This window comes from Rhizobium sp. 01L419, from assembly GCF_056400025.1.
This window is the reverse complement of record NZ_JBFTSM010000005.1, coordinates 86728-103048: the sequence shown is the minus strand read 5'-3', so window position 1 is coordinate 103048 and position 16321 is coordinate 86728. Positions and strand designations below refer to the sequence as shown.

General features: G+C 59.9%; 19 protein-coding genes. 9 read left to right on the top strand and 10 right to left on the bottom strand.

Features of this window, described 5'->3' with window-relative positions; genetic code table 11:
- Positions 1-74: 74 nt before the first annotated feature.
- From argC to cml, 4 genes are all read right to left on the bottom strand, one after another.
- Positions 75-998, bottom strand: a complete 924-nt coding sequence (gene argC / locus AC1DUP_RS12180; protein ID WP_477832767.1) for an N-acetyl-gamma-glutamyl-phosphate reductase — start codon at positions 996-998, stop codon at positions 75-77.
- An 80-nt stretch (positions 999-1078) separates the two neighbouring features.
- Positions 1079-2032, bottom strand: a complete 954-nt coding sequence (gene speB, locus AC1DUP_RS12175) for an agmatinase (protein ID WP_113308462.1) — start codon at positions 2030-2032, stop codon at positions 1079-1081.
- Positions 2022-2390 carry an antibiotic biosynthesis monooxygenase family protein gene (locus AC1DUP_RS12170; RefSeq protein ID WP_113301207.1) on the bottom strand — a complete coding sequence of 123 codons (369 nt, stop codon included), beginning with the start codon at positions 2388-2390 and terminating at the stop codon, positions 2022-2024. The genes speB and AC1DUP_RS12170 overlap by 11 nt, the downstream gene beginning before the upstream one ends.
- A gap of 106 nt (positions 2391-2496) precedes the next feature.
- Entirely contained in the window at positions 2497-3684 is a 1188-nt protein-coding gene (cml, locus tag AC1DUP_RS12165) for a CmlA/FloR family chloramphenicol efflux MFS transporter (RefSeq protein ID WP_477832766.1), read from the bottom strand.
- A gap of 278 nt (positions 3685-3962) precedes the next feature.
- On the opposite strand from cml, the gene AC1DUP_RS12160 reads away from it, so the two are divergent.
- Positions 3963-4340, top strand: coding sequence for a VOC family protein (locus AC1DUP_RS12160; protein WP_113301279.1), 378 nt, complete (start codon positions 3963-3965; stop codon positions 4338-4340).
- 55 nt (positions 4341-4395) lie between these two features.
- Here AC1DUP_RS12160 and rpsI read toward each other — a convergent pair whose 3' ends face one another.
- Positions 4396-4869: a 30S ribosomal protein S9 gene (gene rpsI / locus AC1DUP_RS12155; RefSeq protein ID WP_113301209.1), complete on the bottom strand. Its 474-nt coding sequence runs from the start codon at positions 4867-4869 to the stop codon at positions 4396-4398.
- Between the two features lie 2 nt (positions 4870-4871).
- Entirely contained in the window at positions 4872-5336 is a 465-nt protein-coding gene (gene rplM, locus AC1DUP_RS12150) for a 50S ribosomal protein L13 (RefSeq protein WP_113301210.1), read from the bottom strand.
- 350 nt (positions 5337-5686) lie between these two features.
- Here rplM and AC1DUP_RS12145 point away from each other — a divergent pair, with 350 nt between their 5' ends.
- Complete coding sequence (locus AC1DUP_RS12145) at positions 5687-6520, top strand: enoyl-CoA hydratase (RefSeq protein ID WP_113301211.1); 834 nt, start codon at positions 5687-5689, stop codon at positions 6518-6520.
- Here the strand turns inward: AC1DUP_RS12145 and AC1DUP_RS12140 are convergent, their stop codons facing one another.
- Positions 6521-7357: an EamA family transporter gene (locus AC1DUP_RS12140; protein WP_477832765.1), complete on the bottom strand. Its 837-nt coding sequence runs from the start codon at positions 7355-7357 to the stop codon at positions 6521-6523.
- Between the two features lie 479 nt (positions 7358-7836).
- Complete coding sequence (locus AC1DUP_RS12135) at positions 7837-8160, bottom strand: hypothetical protein (protein ID WP_113308466.1); 324 nt, start codon at positions 8158-8160, stop codon at positions 7837-7839.
- A 116-nt stretch (positions 8161-8276) separates the two neighbouring features.
- Between AC1DUP_RS12135 and AC1DUP_RS12130 the strand changes: the two genes are divergently transcribed.
- A complete protein-coding gene (locus AC1DUP_RS12130) occupies positions 8277-8705 on the top strand; it encodes a CoA-binding protein (RefSeq protein WP_113510530.1) in 429 nt (142 codons plus the stop codon).
- Between the two features lie 117 nt (positions 8706-8822).
- The gene (locus AC1DUP_RS12125) at positions 8823-10106 is read left to right on the top strand and encodes an O-acetylhomoserine aminocarboxypropyltransferase (RefSeq protein ID WP_113301215.1); all 1284 of its coding nucleotides are present in this window, start codon (positions 8823-8825) and stop codon (positions 10104-10106) included.
- Positions 10107-10149: 43 nt separating this feature from the next.
- Here the strand turns inward: AC1DUP_RS12125 and AC1DUP_RS12120 are convergent, their stop codons facing one another.
- Positions 10150-11046, bottom strand: coding sequence for an alanine--tRNA ligase-related protein (locus AC1DUP_RS12120; RefSeq protein ID WP_477832764.1), 897 nt, complete (start codon positions 11044-11046; stop codon positions 10150-10152).
- Between the two features lie 487 nt (positions 11047-11533).
- On the opposite strand from AC1DUP_RS12120, the gene AC1DUP_RS12115 reads away from it, so the two are divergent.
- Together AC1DUP_RS12115 and AC1DUP_RS12110 are read left to right on the top strand one after the other, a co-directional pair.
- Positions 11534-12151: a LysE family translocator gene (locus tag AC1DUP_RS12115; RefSeq protein ID WP_113301281.1), complete on the top strand. Its 618-nt coding sequence runs from the start codon at positions 11534-11536 to the stop codon at positions 12149-12151.
- Between the two features lie 2 nt (positions 12152-12153).
- Positions 12154-12498, top strand: a complete 345-nt coding sequence (locus AC1DUP_RS12110) for a cupin domain-containing protein (protein ID WP_113301216.1) — start codon at positions 12154-12156, stop codon at positions 12496-12498.
- Between the two features lie 9 nt (positions 12499-12507).
- On the opposite strand, the gene AC1DUP_RS12105 is transcribed toward AC1DUP_RS12110, so the two are convergent.
- Complete coding sequence (locus AC1DUP_RS12105) at positions 12508-12984, bottom strand: MarR family transcriptional regulator (protein WP_113510527.1); 477 nt, start codon at positions 12982-12984, stop codon at positions 12508-12510.
- A gap of 151 nt (positions 12985-13135) precedes the next feature.
- Between AC1DUP_RS12105 and AC1DUP_RS12100 the strand changes: the two genes are divergently transcribed.
- The 3 genes from AC1DUP_RS12100 (at position 13136) to pstC (ending at position 16321) form a co-directional block, all read left to right on the top strand.
- Positions 13136-13939 carry an SDR family NAD(P)-dependent oxidoreductase gene (locus AC1DUP_RS12100; RefSeq protein ID WP_477832763.1) on the top strand — a complete coding sequence of 268 codons (804 nt, stop codon included), beginning with the start codon at positions 13136-13138 and terminating at the stop codon, positions 13937-13939.
- Positions 13940-14232: 293 nt separating this feature from the next.
- On the top strand, positions 14233-15255 hold the full coding sequence (pstS, locus tag AC1DUP_RS12095) for a phosphate ABC transporter substrate-binding protein PstS (protein ID WP_113301219.1): 1023 nt from the start codon (positions 14233-14235) through the stop codon (positions 15253-15255).
- An 88-nt stretch (positions 15256-15343) separates the two neighbouring features.
- Positions 15344-16321: a phosphate ABC transporter permease subunit PstC gene (gene pstC / locus AC1DUP_RS12090; RefSeq protein WP_477832762.1), complete on the top strand. Its 978-nt coding sequence runs from the start codon at positions 15344-15346 to the stop codon at positions 16319-16321.

Sequence of the window (16321 nt, the reverse complement as noted above, 5' to 3'; positions counted from 1 at the left end):
TTTTGGATTGGGAGACAGGGCGAAGGCCCTGGCCCTGTCGTCGCACTCATCTGACAACAGGCAAATGCCCGATGTCACGCGCCCAGCATCAGATCCATGTTCTGGACAGCGGCACCCGATGCGCCCTTGCCGAGATTGTCGTAGACGGCGACGAGAAGCGCCTGAGCCGTATCGTCATTGGCAAAGACGTGCAGGCGCATACGGTTGGTGTCGTTGTAGATTTCGGGGTTGAGCTCCGCAGTGCGCTCCGTCGTCTCGAAGGCAGCGACTTCGACGAAGCCCCTGATACCAGCATAATAGTCGGCGATCGCGGCATGCAGCTCGGCACCCTTCGGCACCTTGGGCAGATGCGAGAGCTGAAGCGGTACGGTCACGACCATGCCCTGCGCGAAATTGCCCACCACCGGCTGGAAAAACGGCACGCCCGAAAGCTTGGCGTAGCGCTGCAGTTCCGGCAGGTGCTTGTGCTTGAAGCTCAGGCCGTAGGGCATGTACTCAGGCGCATCCTCGCCCCTGGCGACATAATCCTCGATCATGGAGCGGCCGCCGCCGGTATAACCGGAGATGCCGTTGACCGTGACCGGGAAATCGGCCGGGACGAGGCCTGCCTCGATCAACGGGCGTAGCGTGGCGATCGGTCCCTGCGGCCAGCAGCCGGGATTGGCGACACGCTTTGCCGAGGCGATGATGCCGGCCTGCTCCTTGCTCATTTCCGGGAAACCATAGGCCCAGCCTTCGGCGACGCGATGCGCCGTCGAAGCGTCGATCACCTTGGTGCGGTCGTTCTCGATCAGGCTGACGCTTTCCTTGGCGGCATCGTCGGGCAGGCACAGGATGGCGATATCGGCCTCGTTGAGGAGGGCGGCGCGCACCGACTTGTCCTTGCGGCTCTCGGTCGGGATGGACAGCAGTTCAAGATCGCGGCGCTCGGCCAGACGTTCGCGGATCTGCAGACCCGTCGTTCCAGCCTCGCCATCGATGAAGATCTTTGCTGTCATGATTATCCTGCACTTTCAGTGGTTTGTAATTGCTTCCGGAATCAGTTTGCCATGAAGTTGATTCAGTTTGATAACGGCATTCATCCTGCCGTCGCGCGCCGTTCGGCGTGGAGGCCCAGCATATACATCGCGACCGTCGCCCCCGCAATGGCGGTGATATCGGCGTGGTCATAGGCCGGAGAGACTTCGACGACGTCGGCGCCTCTGACATCGAGCTGCTTCAGCCGCTGCAGCACGGAGAGGATCTTTGCGCTGGAGGGGCCGCCCGCAACCGGCGTCCCGGTGCCCGGCGCAAAGGCCGGGTCCAGGCAGTCGATATCGAAGGTGAGATAAACGGGCGAACCCTTCGTATGGCTGATGATCGCGGAAGCGACTTCCGTCGCGCTCATCTCCTCGACCTGATGGCCGTAGAGTAGATGGATGCCGAAATCGTCAGGCGCATGGGTGCGGATGCCGATCTGGATCGAGCGATCAGGATCGATGAGGCCGGCCCGGACCGCACGCGCCACGAAGGAGCCGTGATCGATGCGGCGCTCGTCATCCAACCAGGTGTCCTGATGCGCGTCGAACTGCACGAGCGCCAGCGGGCCATGACGTTCGACATGCGCCTTCAGCAATGGCCAGGTAACATAATGGTCGCCGCCGAGGGTCAGCAGGAAGGCGCCGCTGTCGAGGATGGCGCTTGCCTGCCGCTCGATGGCTGCGGGCGTGTCCTGATGATTGCCGTAGTCGAGCAGGCAGTCGCCATAGTCGATGACGGCCATTTCGGCGAAGAGATCGCGCTGGAATGGATATTGCGGATCATTGTCGAAGATCGCCGATGCACGGCGGATCGCCTGTGGCCCGAAGCGCGTACCCGGCCGGTTGGAGGTCGCAGCATCGAAGGGAATGCCCCAGACGACGGCATCGGCTCCGGTCAGATCCTTGGTGAAGCGGCGGCGCATGAAGGAAAGCGCGCCGGCAAAGGTCGGGTCGGAGGCAGCCGATGTCAGGCTCTGTGCCGTGAAGGCATGGTCGATGGTTCTATTCGCCATGGGAGGCTCCTTCCTCGGCGGTAAAGTCATAAGCGCGTTCTACCCGCGCAATGCGAACCTTATATTGCTTGTACCAGCGCTTACGGCCGAGGTGCTGGGCGGCGAGATGGTTTGCCACCTGTTTCCATGCCTTCAGGCTGTCCTCGTCGGCCCAGTAGGAATTGGTGATGCCGAAGCCATCGGCATCCCGCGCGCTTTCGGCCCCAAGACAGCCCGGCTGCTGCAGCGCCAGTTCCGCCATTCGGTCTGCCATCGCGCCATAACCATCGTCGCCGTCGGTACGAACAGAGGAGAAGGTCACGACGTAATAGGGCGGCTCGGGCGTGGTGGCGAAGGGTGAGGGCTGGGTGGAGGACATGATCGGGTTCCTTGTCTCTAAAGGAAGGGGTAGGCGAGCTTCCGCCAGATTTCAAGGAAACCCATTTCAAGCTAGGGGGCGGATCTTGTCCGCCGCCCCTTTGATCTTAGCCGCGAGCGCGGATATGGCGCAACGCAAGCAGGGTGATGATACCCATCACAGTGCAATAGCCGGCGAGCGGCCATGCCGTATTGCCGTCCAGCAGCAGCACGAAGAGCGTGCCGATGCAGCCGACAACAAGGCTTTCGACGCAGAAATAGAGCGCAACCGCCGTTCCGGCTGTTTGGCCAAAGGCCGCCAGCGCACCGTTCGCTGTGACGGCGGTCGTCAGCACGATACCGACGGCAATCACCCACATCGGCAGGACGAAGCTGGCGAATGAGGGGGCAAGCAACACCTCGCCGGTGCCGAGGAGCAATGCGCCCACAAGAAGCAGGCCCATACCGCGGGCAAGGCTGCCGGCCATTCCCCATCGCACAACGAAACGGCCGGCGAAGCGTGCGGATATGATCATCACCGCTGCTGCCGTGGCGAAGGAAAGGCTGAATGCGAAGCCCGAAAAGCCTGCATGATCGATCAGAACACGAGGTGCGGTGGAAAAGAATACGAAGAAGGCTCCCATCGCCGCGCTGAAGCCCATCGTGTAGGTCCAGAAATGCGCATTCGCCAGGATTGCGCGCATGCTGATCGTTGCATTGGCTGATGCCGCAGGTCTCGTTTCGTGCCAGCCCCGCAGCGCATTGAGGATCGCCGCAATCATCAGTCCGCCGAGCAACAGGAAGATGGCACGCCATCCGGCATGATCGGCCATCAGTGTGCCGGCGATCGGTCCGAGCGCCGGCACGAAGGAGAGGATCGCGCCAAGCAGGCTGTAGATGACTGCGCCTTCCGGCCTCACGGCATAAACATCGCGCACCGTTGCAAACGTCGCCACAAGTGCCGCCGACGCGCCGGCCGCCTGGACCAGACGCAGCACGACGAACAGTGTGGCCGATGAAGTGGCTGCGAGCAGCAGCGAAGAGGCCGCAAACAGCAGCGCGCCGCCAAGCAGCACCGGGCGCCGGCCGATCCGGTCCGACAGAGGGCCGAAGAGCATCTGTCCGGCGCCGAGGATCAGCATATAGAGGCTCAGCGTCAGTTGAACGACTGTCGCCGATGTGCCGAGGGCTTCAGGCATCGTCGGAACGACGGGGAGGTAGATGTCCATGGCAAGCGAGGCCAGGATATCGAAGGGTGCCAGAAGCAGCATCGCTGCCGGCAGGGAGCAAGTCCAGTTCCTGTTTTGGGAAGGCATAGGTATTCATCCGCTCGAATGAGTTCATCCGGTGGCGATCTGCCTTCTCATCGCAGTCTGGATTGATCGGACAGATGCCGCAACAACATCAAAAGGTTGCTGCGGCCTATCTGTCTGCGGACGGGGTGGCTCCCATGTCAGGTCCTGTCTTGTCCGGTTTGAAACCTGGCGTCGATTTAGCAGCCGGGTTCTGCGCCGGCAATAGATGAATGCTGCGCGTTGACTTCGCAAATCGCTTCCAAGAAGCTGCGGCACCAAACAGCAAGGAGCTACATCCAATGTTCGATCACGTATCAATCGGGGTCAAAAGCCTCGACAGATCACGCCAGTTTTATGATGCGGCGCTGGCGCCGCTGGGTTACGAGCGGCTGTCGAATTTCGACGGGACGATGGGGTATGGCGCCGAACGCCCTGCTTTTTGGGTCAGCGAAGTTGAGCGGCCGGTGCCCGCCGATCGCGGGTCGGGGCTGCATTTCTGCTTCGTCGCCACGAGCGAAGAAGCCGTCGATGCCTTCTATGCTGCCGCTTTGGCCAATGGCGGCGAGGATAATGGTCCGCCCGGCATCCGTCCGGATTACAGCCAGTTCTACTATGCCGCCTTCATCATCGATCCTGATGGATATCGGCTGGAAGCTTTCTTCAACAAGCCCGAATAAACGAAAAGGCCGGGCGCGAGCCCGGCCTTTCCATGAAAGCATATCCAGAAAGCGATTAGCGCTTCGAGAACTGGAACGAACGGCGGGCCTTGGCCTTACCGTACTTCTTACGTTCGACGACGCGGCTGTCGCGAGTCAGGAAGCCACCCTTCTTCAGGATCGGGCGCAGGCCCGGTTCGAAGTAGGTGAGGGCCTTCGACAGACCGTGGCGAACGGCACCGGCCTGGCCGGAAAGACCGCCGCCGGCAACCGTAGCGATGATGTCGAACTGGCCGTCGCGGGCAACAGCTACGATCGGCTGGCGCAGGATCATCTGCAGAACCGGACGTGCGAAATATTCCGCGAATTCCTTGCCGTTGACGATGATCTTGCCGGAGCCCGGCTTGACCCACACGCGGGCAACAGCGTTCTTGCGCTTGCCGGTCGCGTAGGAACGGCCAAGCGAGTCGACCTTGCGGACGTGAGCGGGAGCAGCAGCGGCTACTTCCGACGACGTGCCGAGATCCTTCAGGGAAGAGAGGTCAGCCACTATCAGGCGCTCCTTACGTTCTTCTTGTTCAGCGAGGCGACGTCGAGGACGGACGGCTGCTGGGCTTCATGGGGATGGTTCGGGCCGGAATAGACGCGCAGGTTCTTCATCTGGCGACGGCCGAGCGGGCCGCGCGGAACCATGCGCTCAACAGCCTTCTCGAGGACGCGCTCCGGGAAGCGGCCTTCGATGATCTGGCGAGCGGTACGCTCCTTGATGCCGCCGGCATAACCGGTGTGCCAGTAGTAAACCTTGTCGGAATACTTCTTGCCGGTGAAAACAACCTTGTCAGCATTGATGACGATGACATTGTCGCCGTCGTCAACGTGAGGCGTAAAGGTTGCCTTGTGCTTGCCGCGCAGGCGCATGGCGATGACGGAAGCGAGACGGCCAACGACGAGCCCTTCGGCGTCGATGACAACCCACTTCTTCTCCACCTCTGCAGGCTTCTGGGAGAAGGTTACCATAATTGTTACTCTCTCTTGGATCCCCGTGCCCGAAGGCGAGGGGCGTTTCTTGTTGCTTGGTTTGGCTGGCTGAAAGACAGGCCAAAAAGAAAACGGCCCCGAAAGGCTGCATTTCCGGCGCGGCTTATAGCGGCAATCGAATAGCCGGTCAATATAAGCCGTTCCGAGCGCTGGAAAAATAGGGTAATGAAAACAACGGTTTATCTATGTGGTATCGCAATACCTCACATTAACAGGTCTGGAAAGGCCGAAGTTTTGCACTTTGGGCCGTGGCGGCGCCGTATTCGGCTCGAAATTGCCCCACCCTTGTGGCAAAAGGGCAGGACATAGACAGCGCACAGGAATATCCCATGGCCGAGATCGTATCCTTCCGCAAGGACAACAACAATTCGGGCGATGGCGCCCTTGTGCTCCGCCAGCTGTCCGGCGGGATATTGCGCCTGACGCTCAACAACCCGCCGGCCAATGCCCTGTCGATATCGACAATGGAAACGCTGATGGGCGAGCTGCAGGGGGCGGGCGACGACGAGGACGTGCGCATCGTCGTCATCGCTTCGACCGGCAATGTCTTTTCCGCCGGCCACGACCTCAAGGAACTGACCGCTCATCGCGCCGACGAGGACGATGGCGTCGCCTTCTTCGAGGAAACCTTTGCGCTGGCGGCCGACCTGATGCTGGAGATCACGCGCCTTCCGAAGCCAGTCATCGCTGAGATCGACGGGCTCGCGACCGCAGCGGGCTGCCAGCTCGTCGCAAGCTGCGATCTTGCGATCTGTACGGATACGTCCACCTTCTGTACGCCGGGCGTCAATATCGGGCTTTTCTGCTCGACACCGGCTGTCGCCGTCTCCCGCGCCGCCCACCGCAAGCAGGCAATGGAAATGCTGCTGACGGGCGAGACGATCGACGCCTCGACTGCCAAGGATTTCGGCCTGATTAACCGTATCGTACCGAAACAATACCTCACGCAGGTCGTCAGCAAATACGCTTCCGTCATCGCCTCGAAGTCGCCGCAGGCATTGAAGATCGGCAAGGAAGCCTTCTACCGGCAACTGGAGATGCCCATTGTGGAAGCCTATGACTATGCCGCAAACGTGATGGTCGACAGCATGCTGACCGGCGATGCGCAAGAGGGCATCGGCGCTTTCCTCGGCAAACGCACGCCCGAATGGAAGGGCGAGTGATCAGGCGAGCTTCAGGATCAGGCCGCCGAGCGCGATGATGATGCCGGCGAGGTAACGCCAGACGCTGGCTTTTTCCTTCAGCACCACAACCGAGATGACAAGCGCAAACAGGATGGCGGTTTCCCGTAGTGCTGCCACCGTCGCAACCGGAGCCTTCGTCATCGCCCAGAGCGCCAGCCCGTAGGAGGCGATCGAACCGGCGCCGCCGATCAGCCCACGCGCCCAGTTGCGCCTGACGTGAGTGGCGACAGCCACGAGACCGCGCTGCGACAGCGCCCAGGCGAAGAGCAGAACCGGCGGCAGAAGCGACATCCACAAAGTGTAGGAAACCGCATTGCGGGAAAGCCGGGCGCCGATGCCGTCCACATAGGTATAGGTGGCGATGACGCAGGCGTTGATGAGCGCCAGCATGATCGCGTGGCGGCTTCCGTGGCGGGCTTCGAAGGCGAGCGTAAGGATACCAGCGCAGATCGTCATAGTGCCGGCAAGCGCCCCGCCCGTCAGGTTCTCTCCCAGGATGAAGCCGCTGGTGGCGACGATGAGCAGGGGGGCGGCGCCACGCATCAACGGATAGACCAGGCCGATATCGCCGGCCCTATAGGCGGCGGCGACCAGCTGGAAATAGGCAAATTGCAGGATGGCGGAGGCCCCGATGAAGGGCCAGGCCTGCGGCTGCGGCAGGGGAAGCAGGGGAAGGAAGGGCAGTGAGGCGACCGCGCCGCCGGCAGAGATCAGCGCCGCATCGAGCGACTTATCCGTGCCGGCTTTGATGATGGCATTCCATGTCGCATGCAGAAGAGCACCGAAAAGGACGAGGAGAACGACGTCGAGGGGCAAGATGGCTGATCCGGGAGCAGTGCAACAAAATATGGGAAAACGTCACAGCTTTCCCGTTTAAACCTGCTATGAAATAACAACCTGCGTTTGTTCTATTTGATCTGAAGGTGTGTTCCGCATGTCCGAATTTTTAATAGCATGGATTGACTAGCTGAACAATTGCCCACCGCTGTAGCAATTTTTGCGTGCGCTCGAAATACGTTCAATTATGCTCACCTTACTCAACTATGAGATGTTCCTAATGGACACGTGAACATATAGTGATCAAATTATGTATGAAAGGTGAAGCTCTTACGAAGCAGGAGATTGTCAACAATCCTATGATGCTGAAATGTAGATATTATTCTATAACTTTGAAATGATTATAAATTTGCAACTTAAGAAAATAAGCCTCGAATTTTTGTATCCTTGAATTGAACATCGATCCTTTCGCGCATGCGAAAGGATCGATAATATTCAAAATTCCGAATGAACGCGGGTTAGAGACTATAGTGTGGGATGAAGAGCATCCCGTCCTGGTTGTCTATGTTCTGGCAGTTCAGCACTTTGCACTTGGGGTTGTCCTTGGAGGGAATGCTCGTCCATTCCGCATAATCGGTCGCATCGCAGTAGTTGCTGTTGCGGACATAGCGGTCGTAGAGGGGAAGACCGCGCGGCGAGGTGTAGCGAAAGATGACGGCGCCTTCACTGTGGATCGCCGCCCGCACGCTCTGGCAGGTCATGGCAAGCGGATTGTAGCGCGAGATCGCAAGCGCCGGCGAGGCGGTCAGCACGAGCGCGAGGGCAAGGGCGATTTTTTTCATGGCACAATTTCTCCCTGATATTCCGGCACCTATATATACGTCCAAAATTGGTCGACGGTTTCAATGAATCGCGACTGTGAAATCCGCCCCTGGTGACACCAGACTGGAGAGCCCTGATGAACTATGATTCCTATGCCGACGACTATCTCTCCGGCATTCTGAAATCCGTGAGAACCATCGCTCTGACAGGGGCTTCGCCCAATCCGGCCCGACCGAGCAATGGTGTCATGGGCTACCTCCTGTCGCGTGGCTATAAGGTCATTCCCGTCAATCCGGGGCAGGCGGGCAAGCAGATCCATGGGCAGACCGTTTATGCCCGCCTTGCCGACATTCCCGAACCGGTCGACATGGTCGATGTGTTCCGCGCATCCGAATATCTTGATGGAGTGGTGGATGAGGCCCTGGCACTCGATCCCCGCCCGCAGGTTGTGTGGGCGCAACTCGGCGTCAGCGACGATGCGGCCGCCGCCAAGGCAGAGGCCGGCGGCATCAAGGTCGTCATGAACCGATGCCCGGCGATCGAATATCCGCGTCTTTTCGGCTGACGCCATCAGGCAGGACGGATTTTCCCCGGAACGTGCTGCGGTTGAAAAAGATCGCGGTTAACTTTCGCAGTCGAGCGGCTATGATCGCGCCCGTCAACAACAGTACGGGAGGACGAAATGGCCAAAAACGATCCGGGATTCAACACGCTGGCAATCCATGCGGGCGCTCAGCCCGATCCGGCGACCGGCGCGCGGATAACACCGATCTACCAGACGACGGCCTTCGTCTTCAACGATTCCGATCATGCCGCAGCCCTGTTTGGCCTGCAGCAGTTCGGCAATATCTACTCGCGCATCATGAACCCTACCCAGGCGGTTCTGGAGGAGCGTGTCGCGGCGCTTGAGGGCGGCACGGCAGCACTCGCCGTCGCCTCCGGCCATGCGGCGCAGATGATCGTCTTCCACACGCTGATGCGCCCCGGCGAGAATTTCGTCGCCGCCCGCCGCCTCTACGGTGGTTCGATCAACCAATTCGGCCATGCTTTCGAGAATTTCGGCTGGCAGGTACGCTGGGCCGATTCCGACGACCCGGATGATTTCGAGAGCAAGATCGATGACAAGACGCGGGCGATCTTCATCGAAAGTCTTGCCAATCCCGGCGGTACCTTTGTCGATATTGCCGCGATCGCCGAAATCGCCCATCGCCACGATCTGCCGCTGATCGTCGACAACACCATGGCAACACCCTATCTCATCCGGCCGATCGAACACGGCGCCGATATCGTCGTCCATTCGCTGACCAAATTCCTCGGCGGTCATGGCAATTCCATGGGCGGCATCATCGTCGATGGCGGCACATTCGATTGGTCGAAGACCGGCAACTATCCGATGCTGTCCAGCCCGCGGCCGGAATATAATGGCGTCGTCCTGCACCAGACCTTCGGTAATTTCGCCTTCGCCATCGCCTGCCGCGTGCTCGGCCTGCGCGACCTCGGCCCGGCAATCTCGCCCTTCAATTCCTTCCTGATCCTGACCGGCATCGAGACGCTGCCGCTGCGCATGCAGCGCCATAGTGACAATGCGCTCGCTGTAGCCAAATGGCTGAAGGCTCATTCCAAGATCGCCTGGGTGAACTATGCCGGCCTGGAGGATGACCCCAACTACGCCTTGCAGCAGCGCTACTCTCCGAAGGGGGCGGGCTCCGTCTTCACTTTCGGCGTCAAGGGCGGCTACGAGGCGGGCAAGGCGCTGGTCGAAGGACTGGAACTCTTTTCGCATCTCGCCAATATCGGCGATACGCGCTCGCTGGTGATCCATCCGGCTTCCACCACGCACCGGCAGCTGACCGACGAGCAGAGGGTCGCCGCAGGCGCTGGGCCTGACGTGGTGCGCCTCTCCGTTGGCATCGAGGATGTGAAGGACATCATCGCCGATCTCGAACAGTCGCTGTCGAAGATCTGATGCAGTTCGTGAAGGACAGGGGCTCTTTCGAGCCCCTGTAACCTCATGACGATGCATTGCCACAAAGGTCAATGTCGATGCCATGGGTGTCGAACCACCATTCTTTCGATTTGTCCGGATGCTTGTGGCGGAGGCGTTCGAACTTTTCGGCGATCCGCTTCTGTCGATCGGCTTCCTCGGCAAAGAAATGATGATCCACCTTGCCGCCCATAATCTGGATGCGTCTCAGCAATTTGCGCAGGACGTAACCCTGTTCCTTGTTGCCCGGAACATAGCCAGAGCGGATGATCATCATCGCCGTCGAAACCAGCGTTTCAAGCGCGGACTCCGGTGGCGTTCCATTGATCAACATGTCGAGGCGTTCGAGGCCAAACCCCACGTCGATACAAGTCCCGAGCGGGTTGACGATGTTCCCGATCTCGATTCCGTCTCTGTAGAATTCGGTACAGTATCCCGTCACATTGCCGTCGCTCCAGGTGCATTCCGGGTCAGAGATGATCGGTACCCGTCCGCTATAGAGCGGGGACCACTCGTCGACCTTGTCGGGATGAATGGTGGCGTGATCCGGCGTCAGGCCGAGCGATCCGAGAAAGCCCAGCCAAAAGTCGATAGTCTCGCCGACCGTCATCTCGCGAAACGAGAACAGCCCAAGCATGGTGAAGTAGAGGAAGTGCGTCCCGTCTCCGATCTCTTCCAAGTCGCCCATGCGCAGGCAAGCCTGGCTGTTTGCGACGGTTCCCAGGTGGGATGGACTCGAGAAGAGGGGCTTGTACTGCTGCATTCCAGCGCTGCAGAAGAGCGTGGTATCGTCGTGCGGCCGTACGGATTCAATGCGTGAGAATGCAATGCCTCTGGAGAGGCAGTAGTTCTGGTATTCCTGGTTCAGGCGTCCCGCTGTGACATAGGCAACCTCCTTTGCTGTTGTGTGCCTGCGATTCATATACGGCCATGTGCAGCGTCAAACAATATGCGGCTGCCAGAGACCGGCCAGTTCATTGCGCAGATGCGCGGTGCGTGCCACCTTCGGATCATGGAAAACGAACAACATGATCCGCCCCATGGAGCGGAAATCCACCTCTCTCCCAATGAAGCGCTGGTTCTTTTCGAACTTTTGTCACGCTGGTGCGAACAGAGCAGTGCTGCGACTCCCAACGCGGAGTGCTTCGAAAGCACCGCTGAGGGGGCGGTGCTGCACAGGCTGTTGGCAGACCTTGAAAAGCAATTGGTATCGCCATTCAGGGCGGACTATGTTGCTCTCCTAAAAGAAGCTCGCGGCCGTCTGGCTGGAGGGTGGGATTGTCCTACTCTCAGGGGGTGATTGCCCCAGCGTCGGATGTCTGCTTAGACGTCGGCGCTGCCGTGTGAAAAGGCGGACGACTTTATTGCGGTTCGTGCAGAGGTTTGCTGCAAAGAACAGAAAGGCTTTCATGTTCCTGCTTTCCGTTGCAGCCATCTGGGCGGTGGCCGCCATTACGCCGGGTCCGAACTTTTTCATTGTCGTCAGAACGGCGCTGGAGGGGTCGCGAAGCGCGGCGGTTGCCGTCATCGCCGGTGTCATCCTCGGTACTTTCTGCTGGGGGCTGGCCGGCTGGCTCGGCATCAGCGCGCTCTTTGCCGCTGTGCCCTTCGCCTATCTGTTCCTGAAGGTCGCAGGCGGGCTTTATCTTTGCTTCCTCGGCGCGAAGCTCGTCTGGAACAGCTGGCGCAAGGTAAGCGGCAGTGAGCCGAATGCCGCGCGGGCAGGGATTGGTCCGAAGCAGGCCTTCTATTCGGGGCTCGCGACCAATCTCGCCAATCCGAAATCGGCCTTTTTCGTCGCCTCCCTCTTTGCAGCGACACTTCCGGTCGAGCACAGCTGGATACAGGGTGCTTCGGCTGTCGCCACGATGGTTCTGGTCTCCTCGCTCTGGTACTCCTTCGTGTTGACGGTGCTGCGCAATCCGGCCGTTGCCGGCGCCTATGCGCGCGGCCGCAAGACACTCGATGCCGCGGCCGGCGTCATCTTCATGGGCTTCGGCCTGAAACTTCTGACCTCGGCGCGGTGACCATGGCAAACGTTATCCCCTTCGATATCGACAGCATCGAACCGGAAGTCGGCGCTCCCGCCGCCGAACGCATTATCTCCGGCGATCCGCAATTCCGCACCTGGAACCTGGAGGAGGCCGAGGGCGGCCTTTATGCCGGCATCTGGGAGGCGACGCCAGGCAAGTGGCGTATCGTCTATGAGGAATGGGAATATTTCAGCGTGCTCTCCGGTCATTCCATCGTGACCGAGGACGGCGGCGAGCCCATTCATCTCAAGGCCGGCGACCGCCTCATCCTCAGACCGGGCTTCAACGGAACCTGGGAAGTGATTGAAACGACTCGCAAGGATTATGTGATCCGCCTCTGACGTCGCGGATCAGCCCTTGTTTTCGCCAGCCCGGAAGCGGCCGGCGAAATCCTTCGAGGCAATCAGGTTCAGCGTGTCGCGCAGCGCCTTTGCCTGTTCCTGGCCCAAGAGATGCTCGAAGCGTTGATGCGCTTCCCGCCAGAGCCTGGTCGCTTCCTGCCATTTTTCGATACCGGCTTCCGTCAGCCTGGCACGCTTGACGCGGCGATCCTTCTCGTCGGGCACGAGTTCCACCAGCCCGTCCCGGATCAGCGGCTTCAGCGTGTGGCCGAGCGCTGAAAGATCCATCACCATGTTTTCGGCCAGAACCTTCAGCGATGAGCCGGAATTCATATGGATCTGCGTCATCAGCGTATATTGCGTGCCTCTGAGGCCGCTCGCATCGATGACGTCATCATAGAGCTGGCCGAGCTGGCGCGTCGCTCTCTTCAGCGCGCTGTTGCTGCAGATCTGCCAGCCCTCGAAGAGCTTCGCCCGTTCATTCATCATCATTCTCCTGCGGCGGATGTCTCTAGCATATTGATGACGCGCCAAACGCCGCTACGTTTATTTTTCGTCGCGCCCCTTGCGTAAATTCGGGTTCGCTCCTCATATGGTGGCATATACCTCTAATTTCCAATCACGAAAGGATGGAACCATGTCTGCCTCCACTCTCGGAACTGCTCTCGTCACCGGCGCCTCTTCGGGCATCGGCGCAACCTATGCCGACCGGCTTGCCAAGCGTGGCTACGATCTTCTGCTCGTCGCCCGTGACGCCAGTCGCCTGAATGCGCTCTCGGAAAAGCTCTCGGCAGAGCAGGCCATCAAGGTGGACGTCTTGCCCGCTGACCTCACCAAGCGCGAGGACGTGCGCAAGGTCGAGCAGCGCCTGCGCGACGACAAGGCCATCACGCTCCTCGTCAACAATGCCGGCATCGGCCCGAAGGGCACGCTGCTCGAAGATGACATCGACTATCTCGAAACCATGATCGAACTGAACGTCGTCGCAGCAAACCGGCTTGCCGTTGCCGCCGCCCAGACTTTCGCCGAACGCGGCAAGGGCGCAGTCATCAACATCGCCTCCGTCGTCGCCTTCATCCCCGAGCGTTTCAACGGCACTTACAGCGCCACCAAGGCTTTCGTGTTGAACCTCACCCATGCGCTGAATGCCGAAGCCGGTCCGAAGGGCGTCAAGATCCAGGCTGTGTTGCCGGGCCTGACCCGCACCGAGATCTTCGAGCGTGTCGGCGGTTCCTTCGACAGCTTCCCACCATCCATGGTGATGGACGTGACCGACATGGTGGATGCCGCTCTCGCGGGTTTCGATCAGGGCGAGGTGATCACCATCCCTTCGCTGCCTGATATCACCGATTTTGACGCCTATACGGCCGCTCGTCATGGGCTTGGCCCGAACCTTTCTCTCGACAGGCCTGCCGCGCGCTACGGGATTTCCAAGGTCTGATTGCGACATTTTCGAACTGGGCTGCGGCAATCGACCGCAGCCCTGCGGCAATAGGGCCGCACCTCCTTCGCTAGGGCTTTGTTGATGCGCGATTCATTAGGAAAGTCAGTGACTTCAGTGGCTTATGCACAGCTTTGCATTTCATGTCACCCGTCATAAACTGTCATCAAACTGTAATAATAGACGCCTAGCCGCCTTCCCGTGACGAGGAAATTCAGCGCCCCTGACAGTGGACACCCCCTCCATGGCGCCGAGCCTCGTCGTCCTCTAGTTCCATCAGGGAAGAGTCGCAAATGCTCACCAAGAAACTCCTTTCGGCCTGCCTCGGCGCCGGCCTGGTTGCCGCTCTGGCAGTCTCGGCTTCCGCTGCCGACATTACCGGCGCTGGCTCCACCTTCGTCTACCCGGTTCTTTCGAAGTGGTCGGCAGACTACAACAAGGAAACCGGCGACAAGCTGAACTATCAGTCGATCGGTTCGGGTGGCGGTATCGCCCAGATCAAGGCTGCAACGGTTGACTTCGGTGCTTCTGACGCCCCGCTCAAGCCGGAAGATCTGACGGCTGGCGGCTTTGGCCAGTTCCCGCTCGTTGTCGGCGGCATCGTTCCCGTCATCAACGTCAAGGGCATCAAATCAGGCGAACTGAAGCTCTCGGGCAAGGTTCTCGCTGACATCTACCTCGGCAACGTCACCAAGTGGAACGACAAGGCCATCGCCGATCTGAACCCGGGCCTGAAGCTGCCCGACAGCCAGATCGCCGTCGTTCACCGCTCGGACGGCTCGGGCACCTCCTTCAACTGGACGAACTTCTTCTCCAAGGTAAACCCGGACTGGAAGTCGAAGGTCGGTGAAGGCACTGCCGTCAATTGGCCGGTCGGCATCGGCGGCAAGGGCAACGAAGGCGTTGCTGCTTACGTCACCCGCGTCAAGGATTCGATCGGCTACGTCGAATACGCTTACGCCCTGCAGAACAAGCTGCCCTACGTTCTCATCCAGAACGCTTCCGGCCAGTATCCGAAGCCGAATGCTGAAAGCTTCTCGGCTGCCGCTGCAAGCGCAGAATGGGGCAAGGCTCAGGACTTCTACCTGATCATGACCAACGCTCCGGGCGAAAAGGCCTGGCCGATCACGGCGACCACCTGGGCAATCATGTACAAGGAGCCGAAGGACGCTGCTCGCTCCAAGGCTGCTTTTGCCTTCTTCAAGTGGGCTCTCGAAAAGGGCCAGAAGGAAGCTTCTTCGCTCGACTACGTTCCGCTTCCGGACACGCTCGTGAAGCAGATTGAAGGTTACTGGACGGCCTCCTTCAAGGGCTGATCCTGACGAAACTGCGGTCGGGGCGGAAAGCCAAGCTTTCCGCCCCTGATACCTTTGATACCCCCTCAAAGCAGCAGAGCGTACGGATATGAGCGAAGCATTGGCATCGCTGCCCGCCGACACCGCGGGCGTGAAGCGCCGCGACGGCGCCGCAGGCGATCGTATTTTTTACTGGATAGTTTTGGGCTGTGGTCTGTTCGTTCTCGCCGCCCTGCTGGCCGCGGCGATCTCCATGGCCCTGAGCGGGTTTCTCGCGTTCCGAACCTTCGGCTTCGGCTTCCTGACCGGCACGGAATGGGATCCGGTTGCCGAGAAATTCGCAGGCCTTGTGCCGATCTACGGTACGCTGGTCACCTCGGCGCTCGCCATGATCATCGGCGTTCCCGTCAGCCTCGGCATTGCGGTTTTCATCACCGAAGTTGCGCCGCGCTCCATTCGCGGGCCGATCGGCGGCGCCGTCGAGCTTCTCGCCGGCATCCCGTCGATCATTTACGGCATGTGGGGTCTCTTTACGTTTGCTCCCTTCATGTCGGATTACATCCAGCCGGTTCTGATCGACTGGCTCGGCCCGATCCCGGTGATCGGCGCGCTGTTCTCGGGCGCTCCGCTCGGCATTGGCATGCTGACTTCAGGCATCGTGCTGGCGATCATGATCATCCCTTTCATCTCCTCGGTCATGCGCGACGTCTTCCTGGTCGTCCCTGCGCAGCTCAAGGAATCGGCCTATGCGCTTGGTTCGACCAAGTGGGAAGTGGTGCGCGACATCGTCATCCCGCACACGCGCACTGCTGTCGTCGGCGGCATCTTCCTGGGTCTCGGCCGTGCGCTCGGTGAGACCATGGCGGTGACATTCGTCCTCGGCAACACCCACAATATCGCGGTGTCGCTGATGGAGCCCGGCACTTCGATCGCAGCGACCCTCGCCAACGAGTTTGCCGAGGCTTCGGACGACCTCTACAGGTCGTCGCTCGCAGCCCTCGGCCTCATCCTCTTCGTCGTCACCTTCATCGTTCTGGCAGCCGCCAAGCTCATGCTGGTGCGGATGGCAAAGCAGAGGGGAGAGTAA

Bases quoted from the DNA above. Each gene is read 5' to 3' on its own strand.
- AC1DUP_RS12130 (WP_113510530.1), top strand. From the start codon at position 8,277: ATGAACTATGATTCCTATGCCGACGACTATCTCTCCGGCATTCTGAAA.
- speB (WP_113308462.1), bottom strand. From the start codon at position 2,032: ATGGCGAATAGAACCATCGACCATGCCTTCACGGCACAGAGCCTGACA.
- rplM (WP_113301210.1), bottom strand. From the start codon at position 5,336: ATGGTAACCTTCTCCCAGAAGCCTGCAGAGGTGGAGAAGAAGTGGGTT.
- pstS (WP_113301219.1), top strand. From the start codon at position 14,233: ATGCTCACCAAGAAACTCCTTTCGGCCTGCCTCGGCGCCGGCCTGGTT.
- AC1DUP_RS12170 (WP_113301207.1), bottom strand. From the start codon at position 2,390: ATGTCCTCCACCCAGCCCTCACCCTTCGCCACCACGCCCGAGCCGCCC.
- AC1DUP_RS12160 (WP_113301279.1), top strand. From the start codon at position 3,963: ATGTTCGATCACGTATCAATCGGGGTCAAAAGCCTCGACAGATCACGC.
- pstC (WP_477832762.1), top strand. From the start codon at position 15,344: ATGAGCGAAGCATTGGCATCGCTGCCCGCCGACACCGCGGGCGTGAAG.
- AC1DUP_RS12145 (WP_113301211.1), top strand. From the start codon at position 5,687: ATGGCCGAGATCGTATCCTTCCGCAAGGACAACAACAATTCGGGCGAT.
- AC1DUP_RS12120 (WP_477832764.1), bottom strand. From the start codon at position 11,046: ATGAATCGCAGGCACACAACAGCAAAGGAGGTTGCCTATGTCACAGCG.
- cml (WP_477832766.1), bottom strand. From the start codon at position 3,684: ATGCCTTCCCAAAACAGGAACTGGACTTGCTCCCTGCCGGCAGCGATG.
- AC1DUP_RS12100 (WP_477832763.1), top strand. From the start codon at position 13,136: ATGTCTGCCTCCACTCTCGGAACTGCTCTCGTCACCGGCGCCTCTTCG.
- AC1DUP_RS12110 (WP_113301216.1), top strand. From the start codon at position 12,154: ATGGCAAACGTTATCCCCTTCGATATCGACAGCATCGAACCGGAAGTC.
- AC1DUP_RS12135 (WP_113308466.1), bottom strand. From the start codon at position 8,160: ATGAAAAAAATCGCCCTTGCCCTCGCGCTCGTGCTGACCGCCTCGCCG.
- argC (WP_477832767.1), bottom strand. From the start codon at position 998: ATGACAGCAAAGATCTTCATCGATGGCGAGGCTGGAACGACGGGTCTG.
- AC1DUP_RS12105 (WP_113510527.1), bottom strand. From the start codon at position 12,984: ATGAATGAACGGGCGAAGCTCTTCGAGGGCTGGCAGATCTGCAGCAAC.
- AC1DUP_RS12125 (WP_113301215.1), top strand. From the start codon at position 8,823: ATGGCCAAAAACGATCCGGGATTCAACACGCTGGCAATCCATGCGGGC.
- AC1DUP_RS12115 (WP_113301281.1), top strand. From the start codon at position 11,534: ATGTTCCTGCTTTCCGTTGCAGCCATCTGGGCGGTGGCCGCCATTACG.